A 15,583-nucleotide genomic window follows, 5' to 3' on the forward strand; every position below is an offset into this window, starting at 1 on the left:
GAAAAGTGAGGCATTTCGCCTCACTTTCGTTTATAATTAGCGTCTTCCTTTATTCGGGTCGCCACCGCCAACAATATCAAAGACACGTTTCGCGATATTTGTATTCTCTTGAACGCCAGAGAACAAGTATTTACCAGGGCCAAATGCATATACGTTTACATCTTCTCCTGTATGTCCACCTGTTGTCCATCCTGTAACCGAACGCTTATTGAAAATATCTTCAATCGCATTATCAATCTTTGTTACATCTTTTGAAGGAGCAATATCATTTACCGCTTTAATTTCTTCAGGTGTTAATTGTAAATCAATATATTTTTTCAATGTTTCTTCTACATTTGCACCGTTTGCAATCTCATTTGCCATAAAGTCTGGTGTGCGTTTTGCAGCTTTAATTGGATCTACTTTAAAGTTATACTCACCATTTGCACCTAAAGATAATCCACCAGTAGCGTGGTCTGCCGTTGCAATAACTAACGTATTTTTATCTTTTTTCGCAAACTCAATCGCAGCTTTAAATGCTTTTTCAAAGTCTTCCATTTCACTCATTGCACCAACGATATCATTATCGTGTCCTGCCCAGTCAATTTGACTTCCTTCAACCATTAAAAAGAAACCTTTTTTATTTTTGTTCAAACGCTCAATTGCTGCATTTGTCATTTCTTCTAATGAAGGTGTCTTCTCATTGCGGTCAATCATTTTATCTAAACCGCCTGGTGCAAATAAACCAAGAATTTGATCATTTTTATCATTTAACAATTGATCTCTATCTGTTACGTAACTATAACCAGATTTCTTAAATTCTTCTGTAAGATTGCGATCTTTTCTAACAAAGTTTTTTACGCCGCCGCCAAGCATAACATCTACTTTATGCTTCCCTTTAATTTTCTCATCAAAATAATCATTTGCAATTGCGTCCATATTTTTACGACTAATGTCATGCGCACCGAAAGCAGCTGGTGTTGCATGTGTAATTTCAGAAGTAGCAACTAGTCCTGTTGATTTCCCCTTTTCTTTCGCTTGTTCAAGAACAGTTTTCACTTCTGCTTTATCATTATCAACTGCAATTGCCGCATTATATGTTTTAATTCCTGCTGACATAGCTGTTGCTGCAGATGCAGAGTCTGTGATATTTTCATGTTCATCTTCTGGATATGTCTTTTGTGTTCCTACAAGATGTTTATCAAACTCTGTAGATTCCATCTCAAAAGTTTTTGGATTATCTTTCATATAACGGTGAGCTGTCATATATGAAGGGCCCATACCATCCCCAATTAATACAATGACATTTTTAATCTTTGCATTGCTTCCGTTCTCATCTGCACTCACTTCACTAGAACGTGTAAAATTCCATGTTGCTACCGAAGTAACTGCTAATGATGCCACAACTGCAAATGGCCATGCTTTTTTCACAAACTTTTTCACTGTCTTGTCCCCCTAATTACGTTATTCATTTCCCACTATCAAATCTAATAGAAGACTATTAAGAGAAAATTAGTTATATGTAAATTTTTTGTTAACTTATGTAAATATCAGTTATAATTTGTATAAGTTTGTCTTTTCATATCAACCATTTTCACCTTTACAATCAAAATATAAACAAGTTGGATTTCATTTAACGTAAATCTCTTATTTAACATTTTCCATCTACTTTTATGAAAATTAATAGAAATGTGGTGAACATGTATGAAAATAATAAAGCTAGATGAAACTTTTATTTTTGATTTACTCGACCTTTGCAAATCTATTGGATGGTTACAAAATAAAGCATTTATGAAAAAACAATTCGAAATGTACCTTTCTCTCGGTACACTTGTCGGTTATATGCATGAAAATAAACTGATTGCAGCTGGAGGCGTATTTCCTTTTAAAGATAGGTTTTCTACTATTGGCATGTTAATCGTCCATCCTCATTTTCAAAGACGAGGTATCGGGCGTATTTTGCTTAATCACTGCTTAGAACACACTCACCCAAAACAACCAATTGCACTTATTGCAACAAAAGCTGGCGAGCCTCTGTATACATCATGCGGATTTCAAACAGTAACGACGATTCATCGTTTTGAAAAACAAACTACTAAGACACATATCACTCATCCAAAACAAGTAAAAGAAAAAGATCTTATATCGCTTATTTCTCTCGATCAAAGTACAACTGGTGCCGATCGTTATTTACTTTATTCATTACTATTCCCAAGAACGAGCCACTCTTTTAAAATTGAGAGACATAACTGTATAGAAGCTTTTTCCTTATGCATACAAAAGGGGAATGTATTATGTATCAATCCACTTATCGCCAAACGAGAAGAAGATGCTATTCAATTACTACAAAACATATGTGAATGTTGGAATGGCACAGTAAGAATTGATGTCCCACATTCACAATTTTCATTTCGCAAATTTCTTCAAACAGAACATTTCCAAGAAACGCTCCTTTCACCTCTTATGATCAAAAATGGTAGCCAACTTCCTGGAAATCGTAATATGCTATTTGCTATGATAGATACAGCGTTATGTTAGAAAGGGGACACCTAATTGAAGCGATTTAGCTATTTTATGGTAGGTTGTCTTACTCTTACACTATTAGTAGGATGTAGTGCAGCAGAAAAGCCAGTAGAACAAGTAAAACAAGTTAAAAATACACTTACAGCAAAACTAGCTACCGAGGAAAAAATGGTAGAAATAGATGGTCAAACCATTTACTTCAAAAAGATTGGCAATGAAAAACCACCTTTACTTATGATCCATGGATTTGGAGGATCGTCAGATGGTTTTCAAAAGATTTACTCAGACTTAGCAAAAGATCATACAATTATTTCTGTAGATGCTTTAGGATTCGGGCGCTCATCTAAGCCGATGGATTTTTATTATTCTTTCCCAACTCATGCAAATTTGTATTATAAATTAATGAAAAAACTAGGTTACGATTCGTTTGCAATATTGGGCCACTCAATGGGCGGAGAAATTTCTCTTAATTTAACATATTTATATCCAGAATCCGTTACCCACCTTATTTTAACTGATGCTACGGGCGGTCCTCATACACTCGTTAATAAACAAGGATCACCAAGACCACAGTTGTCGACTGATTTAAATACCGTTTCTGCCATTGCAGATTATGATGAGAGCAAAGTGAAATTTAAACGTAATGATGAAGAGCATTACAATAAAATGAAATTATGGCCTAGACGTCTTCAAATCAACGCAAATGAAATAAAACAACCGACCTTAATTATATGGGGAAGAAATGATAGTAGCGTTTCGTGGAAAGAAGGAGAAACGTATCATCAATTCTTAAAAAATAGCACTTTCCATATTATCGAGAAAGGCTATCACGCACCATTTCGTCAGGAACCACAGGAGTTTGTAGGGTATGTGAAAGATTTCTTTGGCAAAAACCCTATAATAACTGAAAAATAAACGGGTATCTCATTTTGAGATACCCGTTTTCATATATTAAGCAGCTTGCTTTTGGCGTTTTTGAGTTTTTGAACCTAATACTTTCGGAATAACGAAACCATCTATTCCAAATTTACCAGCATTCATACCAGAAACTAGAACGAACATTGATAGAATAACCATTTCAGGATTCACACCAATTGACCCACTAAACATATAGGAAAAGTTCATTACAAGACCGAAAAAGACCGCTGTTTTTGTTAAACAGCCTACAATTAAACCAATTCCGACTAAAATTTCTCCCCACGTTACAAGTGTATTAAATAGATCAACGTTTGGAATTGCGAAATCTTGTAAAAATGATGCCCACCAAGATTGAACAGCCGGTTGTGCTCCTTTAGATTTTTCAATTGCACCTTGTAAATAACCCGTTGCATCGAATCCTTTTCCTTGTAGTTTACCAATTCCAGCCATTAACCATGTGTAACCAAGATACACTCGAATTACCGCTAACACAAAAGAAACTGCTTTGTTTTCTCTTAAAAATTGAATAACCATATATTCCTCCTAAATTTGTAATTAAGTTAGTTACAAGTTATAAAATAACATTAGTTACTTATTTTTAAAATGTTAATTATGAATAATTCATGACATGTGTATGAAACATTAAAAACTAACGTTTATATAGTAACTTTTATTACCTGTAAAAACTTGAACATATCATACCATAAGTGATAATGGTTTTCATTGAAGAAAATGTAAAAAAAATGTGAGTTAAATGTGAAACACGTTTATTCGAATATAGAATAAACGTGTTTCACACTACTTATATAATCGAAATGTATGTGTCTCTTTATCAATTAACCGTGCTTCTTCAAAAACCTCTCCTAACGTTTTTTCATGGTTAATAAGCCCGTAAAATAAGCGTATTGTAAACATAAGTGCTGCATTTCCATCTACATAATCTATCGATCCAATATACGATTTCGCACCACTACGTAAGAAAGATTCTGCTAGTTTTTGTTCCCCTAACGTACACCCACTATTTACAATATTTGTATTATGCAATTTTGCATATTTATAAATTTCTTCTGCACCAAAGTATCCTCTCGGTTCATCTTGTTCATATATATCTTCACCTAACTCTTCCATGACAAACTTTCCTTCCTCACCATGAAAGCAAAAGACGACATAATTAATATCGTTATATAAACCCTTTCCAGAAAGAATGTCGATGAATTCTTTCGGTCTACCAATCCAGTACGTTATAACTTTCGCCCCAAAGTATTCAAGTGATGCTCGGATTGATTGTGCCTCTAAATCAGAATTAAAGCCAACTACTAGTGCAACATTCCACATACACCCACCATCCTATAATTAGATCTCCTCAATCAAAATTTTAAGGGATACATCCATTTCATATATACCCGTTTCTTGCAAAAAATCAGCTCTAGTTAAAACGACTTTTTGTAAATATTGCCGATACGCAGTAATTGTCCCGTCGTGAGATACAATACAAATTCTTTCAGCGCCTAGCTGACAACACCAAAGAAGAAATTCATCTACGATTTGCTGAAAACGATTCTCTGGAATAGTATTTATACCTTCCGTCCATAGCTGTTTATTTGTACTTTTCTCTATCAAAAAATGTGGAAATAAATTTGTTATTACCCCCTGATCTACTATGTGATCACATGGTAATGTTGTCGATCCTTCTCGATAAGGAAAAATACGTGGGGATACATATGGGTGGACAATTTTTTGACAAGCTACTTTCGCACTCCATATTGTTGCCGTTTGTAAAGTTCTAATTGTAGGACTAGCAATTAATATATCCGTTTCTTGCAAGGGTACATTGCATTGAAGTAATTTAGCCTGATTCCTTCCCTCATCCGTTAACGGTGGATGAGGCACTTGTAAACTTGATGGCGAATCTTTTGTATGTTCTCCTTCACCGTGCCGAACAAAGATGAGTTTCATCCCCATCCTCCTCTCACTATAAAATCCTCTTACATATTTCTTCCCTATTCCATCCTTTATTCCTGCTATATGAAACATCGATATGTAAAAAATATTTGACACAACAAATTGGAAAACATTACAATTATATGTGTAAAATACTTTTTACAAGAGAGAGGAGAAACATGCATATGAAATGGCTAACCATCTTAATTGGCATGATTATATGGGGGTATATAAACGGATTTTTTAGCAGTGATAAAACTGCTAACCCTTGGATTACAGATGATGAACGCGAAACAAAAATTAAGCAAAAGGCAATCATTGCAAGCTGGTCCGGTGTTTTTATGTTTTGTACCATTAATCTCTTAAACAAATGGTTAGGTATAGAAACGAGTAATACATCACCATACTTACCAACTTCTGTCGCAACTATTTTAAAAGAAAATGTAGAGTTACAAATTTTATTTATGCTATTTATTACGTATGGCATATTTTACGTATACTATCGAAGAAAATTAAGCACTTAACTTTTTATCTCATGATTATCCTCCTAAATGGTTATAGTAATTAGGACAAGATGAAAGGAAAGGAGCGATAGAAAAATGAGTAACTCGAATGACTTTTTAGATACACTGCATGAAAAACAAGCAAAAGATGAACAAAATAGAAAACGTCAAGGGAACGGAAACCCAGCGAAAAAAAAGCCAAATAAAACACATAAATAATAATAAAAAATCTGCTTAAAATTATCTTTTAGGCAGATTTTTTATTGTTATTTCACCGATATAACATTTCCCCAATTCCATTTCTCATAATACCACTCTGGTACATCTATATTTTCAATCCACTTCATTTCATGCTTTCCATATCTATGAGCAAGCCATACATCTGCTTTCTTACGGTCTGAACGTATCCATATTAATTGATTGCTCTTCTTCATAAAGATTGGATGATAATCACCCTGCTTATGAGGTGGCTTTGTGATTCGATGCTGTACATTGCTTGTACTATCAACCTCATATAAAGATGGTAGTGGCCTTTTTTCTGGCAATGTTTCAAATCCTCCCTCTTTTGCTCGAGAGACGATAATTACGTTATCGTTCTTCCATGTAAAATCCCAATCGACATATCCTTTCGGTGTAAATGTGTTCTGCTGAAGTGCTGGCAATTCTTTTACTTTCAAATGTTTATTCTCTAATGCAACTCTCCCGCTTCCTTCAATATAGGCCAATATATTGTTGGCTGGCGCCCATTTGAACCATTGTGTGTTTAATAACATTTGATCTACCTTTTCAAAACGACTACCATCTGCACGAACTAAGCAAAGCGTATTGCTATCAGCTGACCATGAAGCTGTCGGTACTGCTAAAAATGAAATCCACTTTTGATCTGGCGACCACTGAAAGCCACTTGCAACTAACGCTAGGAAATCATCATGTTCATTTGGCAATGCATACAAATGCTTCATTTTGTGAGGATTCATATGTGCATCTTTTTGTACTTCATATAGCTGAGCTCCTGTCCATCCAGTTGGAAGTAAGTGTGCTTCAGAAGATACAAGAAACTTCTTTCCATTCGGGTACCATGCATAATCACCTACACCAGCCGATACATTTTCAAAATCTGCATTCTTTTTTTCTACCTCGAAGGTATGTAATGTACCTGTAAATATAAATGCAATTATATTTTCTGTTGGTGACCATTGATAATTTGATACTTCTGAGTGAAACGGCGTAACTTTCTTTCCATCTTTTAGCCGATATAACTCAAGATTACTTTGTTTCTTTCCTTTTACATATGCCAGCCACTCTCCATCATGAGACCACTTTGGCCCTGTTATATACTCTCCTTTTGTAAGTTGTTTTTCTTTTCCATCAACTTTAATCCAGAGGTCATGATGACGAATAAAAGCAATTTTAAATTCATTATTTTCTGCGCTACTATTAATGGTTGAACATAAAAATACGACTAACATTGTACCAACGCTTACTATGAACCGTTTCATAACACCCCTCCATTTCCCTCATAGCATTCCTCAATGTCCACCTACAATATGTAAAAAATACCTATTCGACATAATCAGAAAAAATTTCCCAAGAAATTTTAAATTCATAGAGGATTGGTATGAATTATGTCGAAAATATAGTTTAGCTAACATCCGATTATGTAATTCGAGATCAATTTGTAAGATGTTTTTTCGGAATATTAGCACTTTTTATTAGGGGGAGCTTCAATGAAAAAAACTACATCTACACTATTAAGTATGGCGCTCGTCTTTTCCAGTTTTGGAGCTTTAAGCGCACATGCTGAATCGCTACAAAAGGAGAAGCAATTTAGTCCACAGTTAAAAGCGAACATTGAACAATGGGGAGAAAACAAAATTGCGCAAAATGTTGAAACAAAAACATCAAAAGAAATTTCTGTCATTGTAGAATTGCAACATGCTCCACTCGCTTCACAAAGTAACATTCAGCATGCTCCAGATTTACAAAATAATCATGCACAGTCTTATCATACCGAGCTTAAAAAAGCACAAGAAGATACAACTAAGAAAATAAAAGAAAAAGCACCTGGTGCAAAAATTAAAGAAGTGTATAATACGTTATTTTCTGGATTCTCTATTTCAGTTCCTGGAGATCAAATTACCGCTCTTGCTTCTTTACCTGAAGTAAAAGCAGTCTATCCGAACTTAACATATAAATTACATGAAACATCAAAAAGTACTACTAATGAAGAAGCACCAAATATCGGCGGACCAACAATTGGTGCAATTGAAGCATGGAATTTAAAAGACCCATCTGGCAAACCGCTTGATGGAAAAGGTATGAAAGTAGCGATTATCGACTCTGGTGTAGACTATACACATCCTGACTTAAAAGCAAATTATATCGGTGGATATGACACAGTTGATGAAGATAATGATCCAATGGATGGTAACGTACATGGTACTCATGTAGCTGGAATTATTGCTGGTAACGGAAAAATTAAAGGCGTTGCTCCGAATGCTTCTATTTTAGCTTATCGTGTCATGAATGACGGTGGTACTGGTACAACAGATGATATTATTCAAGGTATTGAACGAGCAATTCAAGATGGTGCTGATGTGTTAAATCTATCCCTTGGACAAGATTTAAATGTACCTGATCAGCCTGTAACTTTAACGTTAGAACGTGCAGCAAAGCTTGGGGTTACTGCAGTCGTTTCCAATGGAAATGATGGTCCAAAACCTTGGTCTGTTGATGCACCTGGAAATGCAAGTAGCGTGATATCAGTTGGAGCATCTACAGTTTCTATTCCGTTTCCAACATTCCAAGTAGCTGGTTCCAGCAAAACATACCAAGGATTACCGTTATCAAAATCAGATTTCCCAATAGGAAATGATTCTCCACTTGTATATGTTGGCTATGGTAATCCAAGCGATTATGCAAAACAAGATGTGAAAGGGAAATTTGCACTTGTTTTACAAGGTACTTCTAGTACGTTAGTAAAAGCAGAACAAGCGAAACAAGCTGGTGCAGTTGGTGTACTATTCATTTCTACAGAAAAAGAAATCAATATTATGCCAGAATATTTTATGCGTGAAAATCTTGCCCTTCCAGTTATGCAATTATCAAATGTAAACGGTGAAGAGTTGAAAAACTTAATTACAAAACGTAAGAAAAATATAAAAATTGGCCAGCCAAATCCAACCGAATTGATTGCTAACTTCAGTTCCAGAGGTCCGTCACAAGGTAGTTGGCTTATAAAACCAGATATAATTGCACCTGGCGTACAAATTACGAGCACAGTGCCGAGAGGCGGCTATGAATCTCATAATGGTACAAGTATGGCTGCTCCACAAGTAGCTGGAGCGGTTGCCCTCTTGCGTCAAATGCATCCTGATTGGACGACAGAGCAATTAAAAGCATCCCTTGCCAATACCGCAAAAACTTTAAAAGATGTGAATGAAAATACATATCCTATTATGACACAAGGGTCTGGTTTAATTAACATCCCGAAAGCAGCTCAAACAGATGTATTAGTCAAACCTAACAATGTGAGCTTCGGTCTTATTAAGCCAAACAGTGGGAAAGTAAAACTGACGCAAAATATTACGTTACAAAATCTATCTAGTAAAAAGAAAAGTTTTTCAACTCGTGTGGAATTGCTAGATACAAACACAAAAACAAAAGTAAAAACTTCTGTACCTTCATCGATTAGCATACAGCCGAATAGTAGTACCGAAAAACCATTTACTATCACTGTCGATAGTTCGCTACCCCAAGGTGTCTATACTGGAAATGTGTATATAAAAGAACAAGGTAAGAAGGAAGAAACTCGCATTCCATTTACATTTAGTATCGATCCTAAAGATTACAAACGTATAGATGGACTCGAAATTATTAATTCTACATTTAGTCCAAATGGTGACCAAATATTAGACGATAATCTCATCAACTACTATTTAGTTGCACCTGTGGATGATGTAACATTGCACGCAAATTTAGTTACAAAAGAACGTGTAACGTACCAAGGGATTATCCATCAAGCTAAAAATGAAACAGCTGGATACAAACCTTTCAAATGGAATGGTACAAAAGCAGATGGTACTCCGTTAGCTGACGGTCTATACCAAATCGAAGCAGTTGCCTCTAATTCTGGTGGGGAAACAAAACAAACAGCTGCTGTATTTCTGGATCGAACTGCACCTAAGTTAACATACGAAATTGACCAAGAAAACCTTGTAATCACAGGAAAAGTGGATGATATCTTACTAGATTGGATGACAGAATCTGGTTGGGTAGCACCTGGAATTCCAGTGAGACTACAGTATGAAATCAACGGAAATGGTGTATGGGAAAGTGCATTCCTAAATCCTTGGGAGAAAAATTACGGCATTTATTTAGATCGTACTCAATTACAAGAAGGTAAAAATACAATTCACATTGTAGCAACAGATGCAGCTGGAAATACATCTAATTTAAATGTTGATTTAGATGTGAAATAAGGTAGTAACCCGATTCTTTCGCCCCTATCGGATTTTCCGATAGGGGCTTTTTCTATTTCTCACAGAAACAAATGTTAAATAATTCCGAATCTTATGATAAAATTTTTATAAGCGCTTACAATTTTGAAAGGGGGTGATACAATCTATACGAAACCGATACTTAATTTTATTTTAAAAAAGGAGGATGTCTAAATGACAAAGAAAACAGAAATTCCATCGCATTTAAAACCATTCGTATCCACACAGCATTATGATCAATACACACCGGTGAACCACGCTGTATGGCGTTACATTATGAGACAAAATCATAGCTTCTTAAAAGACGTTGCTCATCCAGCCTATGTGAACGGACTACAATCATCTGGTATTAATATAGATGCAATTCCAAAGGTAGAAGAAATGAATGAATGTTTGGCGCCAAGCGGCTGGGGCGCTGTAACGATTGACGGACTTATTCCTGGCGTCGCATTTTTCGATTTTCAAGGGCATGGATTGCTACCAATCGCAACAGATATTCGCAAGGTAGAGAATATCGAGTATACACCAGCTCCAGATATTGTACACGAAGCTGCAGGACACGCACCTATTTTACTTGATCCTACATATGCAAAATATGTGAAACGATTTGGACAAATTGGTGCAAAAGCTTTCTCAACAAAAGAAGAACATGATGCATTCGAAGCTGTTCGTACATTAACAATTGTAAAAGAAAGCCCTACTTCTACTCCTGATGAAGTTACAGCTGCTGAAAATAATGTAATTGAAAAACAAAACTTAGTTTCTGGCTTATCAGAAGCGGAACAAATTTCACGTCTTTTCTGGTGGACAGTAGAATATGGATTAATTGGAAATATAGATGCTCCAAAAATATATGGTGCTGGTCTCCTTTCTTCTGTTGGCGAAAGCAAATATTGCTTAACAGACGCTGTAGAAAAGGTTCCATTCTCTATAGAGGCATGTACAAGTACAACTTATGACGTAACAAAAATGCAACCACAACTATTTGTTTGTGAATCATTTGAAGAATTAACAGAAGCACTTGAGAAATTCTCTGAAACGATGGCCTTTAAAACAGGTGGTAAAGAAGGATTAGAAAAAGCAATTCGCTCTGAAAATCATGCAACTGCTGAATTAAATAGCGGCTTACAAATTACAGGTACATTTACCGAGACAATTGAAAACGATGCAGGTGAATTGATTTACATGCGAACGAGCTCGCCAACAGCATTAGCAATTCACAATAAACAGCTAGCGAATCATTCTACGTCTGTACACAGTGACGGGTTTGGAACACCAATTGGATTACTCACTGAAAATATTGCATTAGAAAATTGTACAGATGAACAATTACAATCATTAGGAATTACAATTGGAAATGTTGCTGAGTTTACTTTTGCAAGTGGTATTCATGTAAAAGGAACAGTAACAGATATTGTAAAAAACGATAATAAAATCGCTCTTATTTCCTTTATCAATTGTACAGTTACTTATAACGACCGCGTTTTATTTGATGCTTCATGGGGCGCATTTGATATGGCTGTTGGTTCAACAATCACTTCGGTATTCCCAGGTGCCGCAGATGCTGCAGCATTTTTCCCAATGGATGAAGAAATCCAAGAAATTCCTGCTCCACTTGTACTGAATGAACTTGAACGTATGTATCAAACAGTTCGCGATATCCGAAATGAAGGTATTTTACACGACGCGCATATCGAGCAATTAGTAGCAATTCAAGAAGTATTAAATAAATTGTATCCGAAAGAATGGTTACTTCGCCTTGAAATATTAGAATTGCTTTTAGAGCATAACAAAGGGCACGAAACATCAGCAGCATTATTACAACAACTTTCTACTTTCACAACGGATGAAGCTGTAACACGTCTTATTAACAATGGTCTTACGCTACTTCCAGTAAAGGATGTGAAAAATGATGCTACGATTAACTGAAGAGGAAGTTCAAGAAGAATTATTGAGGTTAGATAAATGGGTAGTAAAAGATGAAAAATGGATTGAAAGAAAATATATGTTTTCCGACTACTTAAAAGGAGTCGAATTTGTCTCTGAAGCCGCCAAACTATCAGAAGAACATAATCACCACCCATTTATCCTTATCCAGTATAAAGCAGTCATTATTACTTTGTCATCTTGGAATGCAAAAGGTTTAACGAAACTCGATTTTGAGCTTGCGAAGCAATTTGATGAACTATTTGTCCAAAATGAAAAAGCCATTATAAGAAAGTAAAAAAGAGAAGCCTTTATTAGGCTTCTCCTTTTATTTTGAAATGGATACAATGTCCAAATGGATCCTCTACTTGTAATATTCCATCTTTGTACGTAGCAATCTTGCCAATATTTTTTAAGCTTTCACATACTTGCTCTTTTTGTTTTTCATCTGCTAGTACAATTGTGAAATATTTCAAGCCAACAGAATTTGGCATTTGCGGTAGTATTCCTTCACCTTGCCACGTATTTAAACCGATATGGTGATGGTAGCCGCCTGCCGATACAAAGAGCGCCCCATTACGGGCTGGGATCGTTACTTCAAAGCCAAGACCATCCACATAGAAACGTTTCGCTTCTTCCAAATCAGCTACATGGAAATGAATATGTCCCATCACAGTACCAGCTGGAAACCCACTCCATTTACTTCCTTGCTGTAATAATTCTTCACCAGCTAACGGGTTACTAACAAATGGTAGCTCTCCATTCTCATCACGCCAAACTTCTTTTTGACGATCATGATAAATTTCAATCCCGTTTCCATCTGGATCAGCTAAATAAAGGGCCTCACTAAAGTAATGGTCAGCTCCGCCGTGCAGTGGATATACCATTTCTACAAGATGACGAAGGATATTCGCTAAATCCTGTCTGCTCGGTAATAAAATTGCGTAATGATATAAACCCGTTCTCCCTCTTTGCTTTGGTAAGGCTTCTTTCTTTTCTTCAATGATAAGGAGTGGTTCGTTATTTTCATTCCCAAATGTAACGACCATTTCATCTTCTTTTAGCACTTTCATACGTAGTACTTCTGTATAAAACTCTAGTGATTTCTTTATATTTGATACATATAAATGAACAACATCAAGTGTTGTATCGGGATGAAGTTGAAAACTCATCTTGTTAGCCTCCCATTTAAATTAGTTCTTCTTTGACATTTTCTCTTTTAAGAAATTATCTACAAAACCATCCGCTTTCGCAACAAATAAGTACGCACCCATTGCTAACAATGCAAGCTCTAATTCGAAACCAGGATTTTTTCCATCTCCTAATAAACCAGCTGACCATTTTACTTTTACAATTGCTCCAACCATAACTAGTGCAAATAATAATCCAATATATCTTACACCTAAACCTAGAATTAATAATAGACCGCCAACTAATTCAACTGTTGCTACACCGTATGCAAGTCCTCCTGGTAAACCAATGCTTGTGAACCACCCTGCAATATTGTCAATTCCCGATTGGAATTTTGTTAAACCGTGCATAAAGAACGTTACCCCTAACACGATACGAATAATTAAGTTACCAATATGTTGATTCATTTCCTTCTCTCCTTTATAGTTTTCTTATACAAAACTTTTATTTACATTACAAAACATACACTAATTTTTTTTATTCGTCAATTCATTTTCACTGGGAAAATATATATTTTTTTTGCTATGATACAAATAGTTGTTTATAAAAAGGAGCTTGATTTTATGAATATTGGTTCTGCAATACGTGAAATTCGTCAACGTAGAGGCATAACAATTGCACAAATTTGTGAGGGAACAGGTCTTTCTAAAGGGTTTATGAGTCAGGTTGAAAATAATAAAACATCACCATCTATCTCAACTTTAGAAACAATCTCCAATTTTTTAAACGTTCCTCTTCCCTATTTATTGTTAGAACAAAAAGATCGATTGAAAGTTGTCAAAAAGGTAGAGCGTAAATATAGTGTATACGGAAAAGATGAACAAAGAATTGAACATGTTGCAGAGCAAGGTGGCCTTCGCCTCAATCTCGTAGAAATTCCTGCTGGGTTTCCGAAAGAAAACACACCAAATGCCCATGAAGGAGAAGAATGTCACCTTGTATTACGCGGAAAACTAGAAGTTCAACATGGAGAAGATGTTGCAATTGTAGAAGAAGGAGATTCTTTCTCCTGGAATGCATGTGTTCCTCATATCGTTCGTAATATAGGAGAAGAAACTGCATTATTACTCATCTCTAGTCATGCAGAAAATCGAAAACGTGTTTATTAAAAAAAGAAGCCTGTAAATCAGGCTTCTTTTTATCCTCTTATAACTCCATAGCTTGTCCCAACTAGTACAGTCTTTTCGTGTTGATTACGATAAACTGACTCGATTGAAACCTTTTTGTATCCTTCCATCTGTTCAACATTCGTTAAAGTTAATTCACAAGTGATCGTATCTCCTGTAAAAACTGGTCTAATAAACTCACTTACTAATTCTCTTGCTATGTAATGTAATTCTTGGCCTACTTTCGTTCCAATACTAGCAGTCAATAAACCATGAACCATTAAACGTCCATTTTCATCATATTCCATATGATGCCTACCTTTATCCCCTGTAATATTTGCAAATTCAAAAACCTCTTCCTCAGTAAATCTTCTTTCGTATTTAAATACATCCCCAACTTTTATACTCATTTTTATCCCCCTAATAATAAACAGAATTTTCTTTCATTTTATCATAAAATGAATCTTAGTTCAGTTTATATTATTAAAATAGTAAGCCTTTTTCTGTTCTACTTTTTCTCCTTATCGGTGCCCCTCTTTTTTGGCTATTTGATATCCATAGTACGCACATGTTCCATTTCTCGATAACTCTCTCACCTCAAAACCACAACTTCTATAAAAATCAAAATTACTCGCAGAAGTATGCGCAAACCAGTCACCATGTGGCAATTTTTGCAAACAAAGAGCAACAAGTTTCTTACCTAATCCCTTCCCTCTATATTCACATTTCACAACTAAATTTACTATGTTGGCGACCATGATTCCATCAGAAATGACTCTAACCATCGCAATCATCTCTTCTTCATCCCAAATTGTGAATGCCCATGTTGAATTTTCAAATGCTATCGTGAATTTTTCAATTTGCCAAGAAGGGATATTATCATTGCTCCAACCGGCATCTTCGAATAAAGTTTTAATTGCATATGCAGGTACACCATTCGTTCCCTCACGAATAATAAGTCCATTATGATAAATGTACATGTAATCCCCCCTTTATT

At 35.5% G+C, this 15,583-nt stretch carries 17 protein-coding genes; 8 read left to right on the forward strand and 9 right to left on the reverse strand.

Annotated elements, in window-relative coordinates; translation table 11 throughout:
- Positions 1–36: 36 nt before the first annotated feature.
- The gene (locus PDQ40_RS12605) at positions 37–1,422 is read right to left on the reverse strand and encodes an alkaline phosphatase (RefSeq protein WP_000714927.1); all 1,386 of its coding nucleotides are present in this window, start codon (positions 1,420–1,422) and stop codon (positions 37–39) included.
- A gap of 261 nt (positions 1,423–1,683) precedes the next feature.
- On the opposite strand from PDQ40_RS12605, the gene PDQ40_RS12610 reads away from it, so the two are divergent.
- Together PDQ40_RS12610 and PDQ40_RS12615 are read left to right on the forward strand one after the other, a co-directional pair.
- Complete coding sequence (locus tag PDQ40_RS12610; protein ID WP_000691518.1) at positions 1,684–2,517, forward strand: GNAT family N-acetyltransferase; 834 nt, start codon at positions 1,684–1,686, stop codon at positions 2,515–2,517.
- Between the two features lie 15 nt (positions 2,518–2,532).
- The gene (locus PDQ40_RS12615; protein ID WP_000819828.1) at positions 2,533–3,417 is read left to right on the forward strand and encodes an alpha/beta fold hydrolase; all 885 of its coding nucleotides are present in this window, start codon (positions 2,533–2,535) and stop codon (positions 3,415–3,417) included.
- A gap of 36 nt (positions 3,418–3,453) precedes the next feature.
- On the opposite strand, the gene PDQ40_RS12620 is transcribed toward PDQ40_RS12615, so the two are convergent.
- The 3 genes from PDQ40_RS12620 to PDQ40_RS12630 form a co-directional block, all read right to left on the reverse strand.
- Complete coding sequence (locus PDQ40_RS12620; RefSeq protein ID WP_000236600.1) at positions 3,454–3,954, reverse strand: DoxX family protein; 501 nt, start codon at positions 3,952–3,954, stop codon at positions 3,454–3,456.
- Positions 3,955–4,218: 264 nt separating this feature from the next.
- Entirely contained in the window at positions 4,219–4,755 is a 537-nt protein-coding gene (locus PDQ40_RS12625; RefSeq protein WP_000267385.1) for a hypothetical protein, read from the reverse strand.
- 18 nt (positions 4,756–4,773) lie between these two features.
- Positions 4,774–5,376 carry a histidine phosphatase family protein gene (locus PDQ40_RS12630; protein WP_270691443.1) on the reverse strand — a complete coding sequence of 201 codons (603 nt, stop codon included), beginning with the start codon at positions 5,374–5,376 and terminating at the stop codon, positions 4,774–4,776.
- Between the two features lie 170 nt (positions 5,377–5,546).
- On the opposite strand from PDQ40_RS12630, the gene PDQ40_RS12635 reads away from it, so the two are divergent.
- Both PDQ40_RS12635 and PDQ40_RS12640 read left to right on the forward strand, forming a co-directional pair.
- A complete protein-coding gene (locus PDQ40_RS12635; protein WP_270691444.1) occupies positions 5,547–5,885 on the forward strand; it encodes a phosphoglycerate mutase in 339 nt (112 codons plus the stop codon).
- 75 nt (positions 5,886–5,960) lie between these two features.
- Positions 5,961–6,083, forward strand: a complete 123-nt coding sequence (locus PDQ40_RS12640; RefSeq protein WP_000071861.1) for a DUF4023 domain-containing protein — start codon at positions 5,961–5,963, stop codon at positions 6,081–6,083.
- 47 nt (positions 6,084–6,130) lie between these two features.
- Here the strand turns inward: PDQ40_RS12640 and PDQ40_RS12645 are convergent, their stop codons facing one another.
- Positions 6,131–7,363, reverse strand: a complete 1,233-nt coding sequence (locus PDQ40_RS12645; RefSeq protein ID WP_046197807.1) for an eIF2A-related protein — start codon at positions 7,361–7,363, stop codon at positions 6,131–6,133.
- 228 nt (positions 7,364–7,591) lie between these two features.
- Between PDQ40_RS12645 and PDQ40_RS12650 the strand changes: the two genes are divergently transcribed.
- From PDQ40_RS12650 to PDQ40_RS12660, 3 genes are all read left to right on the forward strand, one after another.
- Entirely contained in the window at positions 7,592–10,345 is a 2,754-nt protein-coding gene (locus PDQ40_RS12650; protein WP_000754134.1) for a S8 family serine peptidase, read from the forward strand.
- 192 nt (positions 10,346–10,537) lie between these two features.
- On the forward strand, positions 10,538–12,292 hold the full coding sequence (locus PDQ40_RS12655) for an aromatic amino acid hydroxylase (protein WP_000163200.1): 1,755 nt from the start codon (positions 10,538–10,540) through the stop codon (positions 12,290–12,292).
- Positions 12,273–12,587 carry a 4a-hydroxytetrahydrobiopterin dehydratase gene (locus tag PDQ40_RS12660; protein ID WP_000979545.1) on the forward strand — a complete coding sequence of 105 codons (315 nt, stop codon included), beginning with the start codon at positions 12,273–12,275 and terminating at the stop codon, positions 12,585–12,587. Before PDQ40_RS12655 ends, PDQ40_RS12660 begins: the two co-directional genes overlap by 20 nt.
- 16 nt (positions 12,588–12,603) lie before the next feature.
- Here PDQ40_RS12660 and PDQ40_RS12665 read toward each other — a convergent pair whose 3' ends face one another.
- Positions 12,604–13,461, reverse strand: a complete 858-nt coding sequence (locus PDQ40_RS12665; RefSeq protein WP_000009821.1) for a VOC family protein — start codon at positions 13,459–13,461, stop codon at positions 12,604–12,606.
- A gap of 21 nt (positions 13,462–13,482) precedes the next feature.
- Positions 13,483–13,887: a DoxX family protein gene (locus tag PDQ40_RS12670; RefSeq protein ID WP_001071557.1), complete on the reverse strand. Its 405-nt coding sequence runs from the start codon at positions 13,885–13,887 to the stop codon at positions 13,483–13,485.
- A 156-nt stretch (positions 13,888–14,043) separates the two neighbouring features.
- Between PDQ40_RS12670 and PDQ40_RS12675 the strand changes: the two genes are divergently transcribed.
- Positions 14,044–14,589 carry a helix-turn-helix domain-containing protein gene (locus tag PDQ40_RS12675; RefSeq protein WP_001020702.1) on the forward strand — a complete coding sequence of 182 codons (546 nt, stop codon included), beginning with the start codon at positions 14,044–14,046 and terminating at the stop codon, positions 14,587–14,589.
- A gap of 29 nt (positions 14,590–14,618) precedes the next feature.
- Here PDQ40_RS12675 and PDQ40_RS12680 read toward each other — a convergent pair whose 3' ends face one another.
- Positions 14,619–14,996: a MaoC/PaaZ C-terminal domain-containing protein gene (locus tag PDQ40_RS12680; RefSeq protein WP_000025013.1), complete on the reverse strand. Its 378-nt coding sequence runs from the start codon at positions 14,994–14,996 to the stop codon at positions 14,619–14,621.
- A gap of 111 nt (positions 14,997–15,107) precedes the next feature.
- Positions 15,108–15,566 (reverse strand): GNAT family N-acetyltransferase, encoded by a 459-nt coding sequence (locus PDQ40_RS12685; RefSeq protein ID WP_000276116.1) that lies wholly within the window; start codon positions 15,564–15,566, stop codon positions 15,108–15,110.
- Between the last annotated feature and the right edge of the window lie 17 nt (positions 15,567–15,583).

Origin of the sequence: Bacillus cereus group sp. Bc061 (genome assembly GCF_027715825.1) — a bacterium.
Classification (GTDB): domain Bacteria; phylum Bacillota; class Bacilli; order Bacillales; family Bacillaceae_G; genus Bacillus_A; species Bacillus_A paranthracis.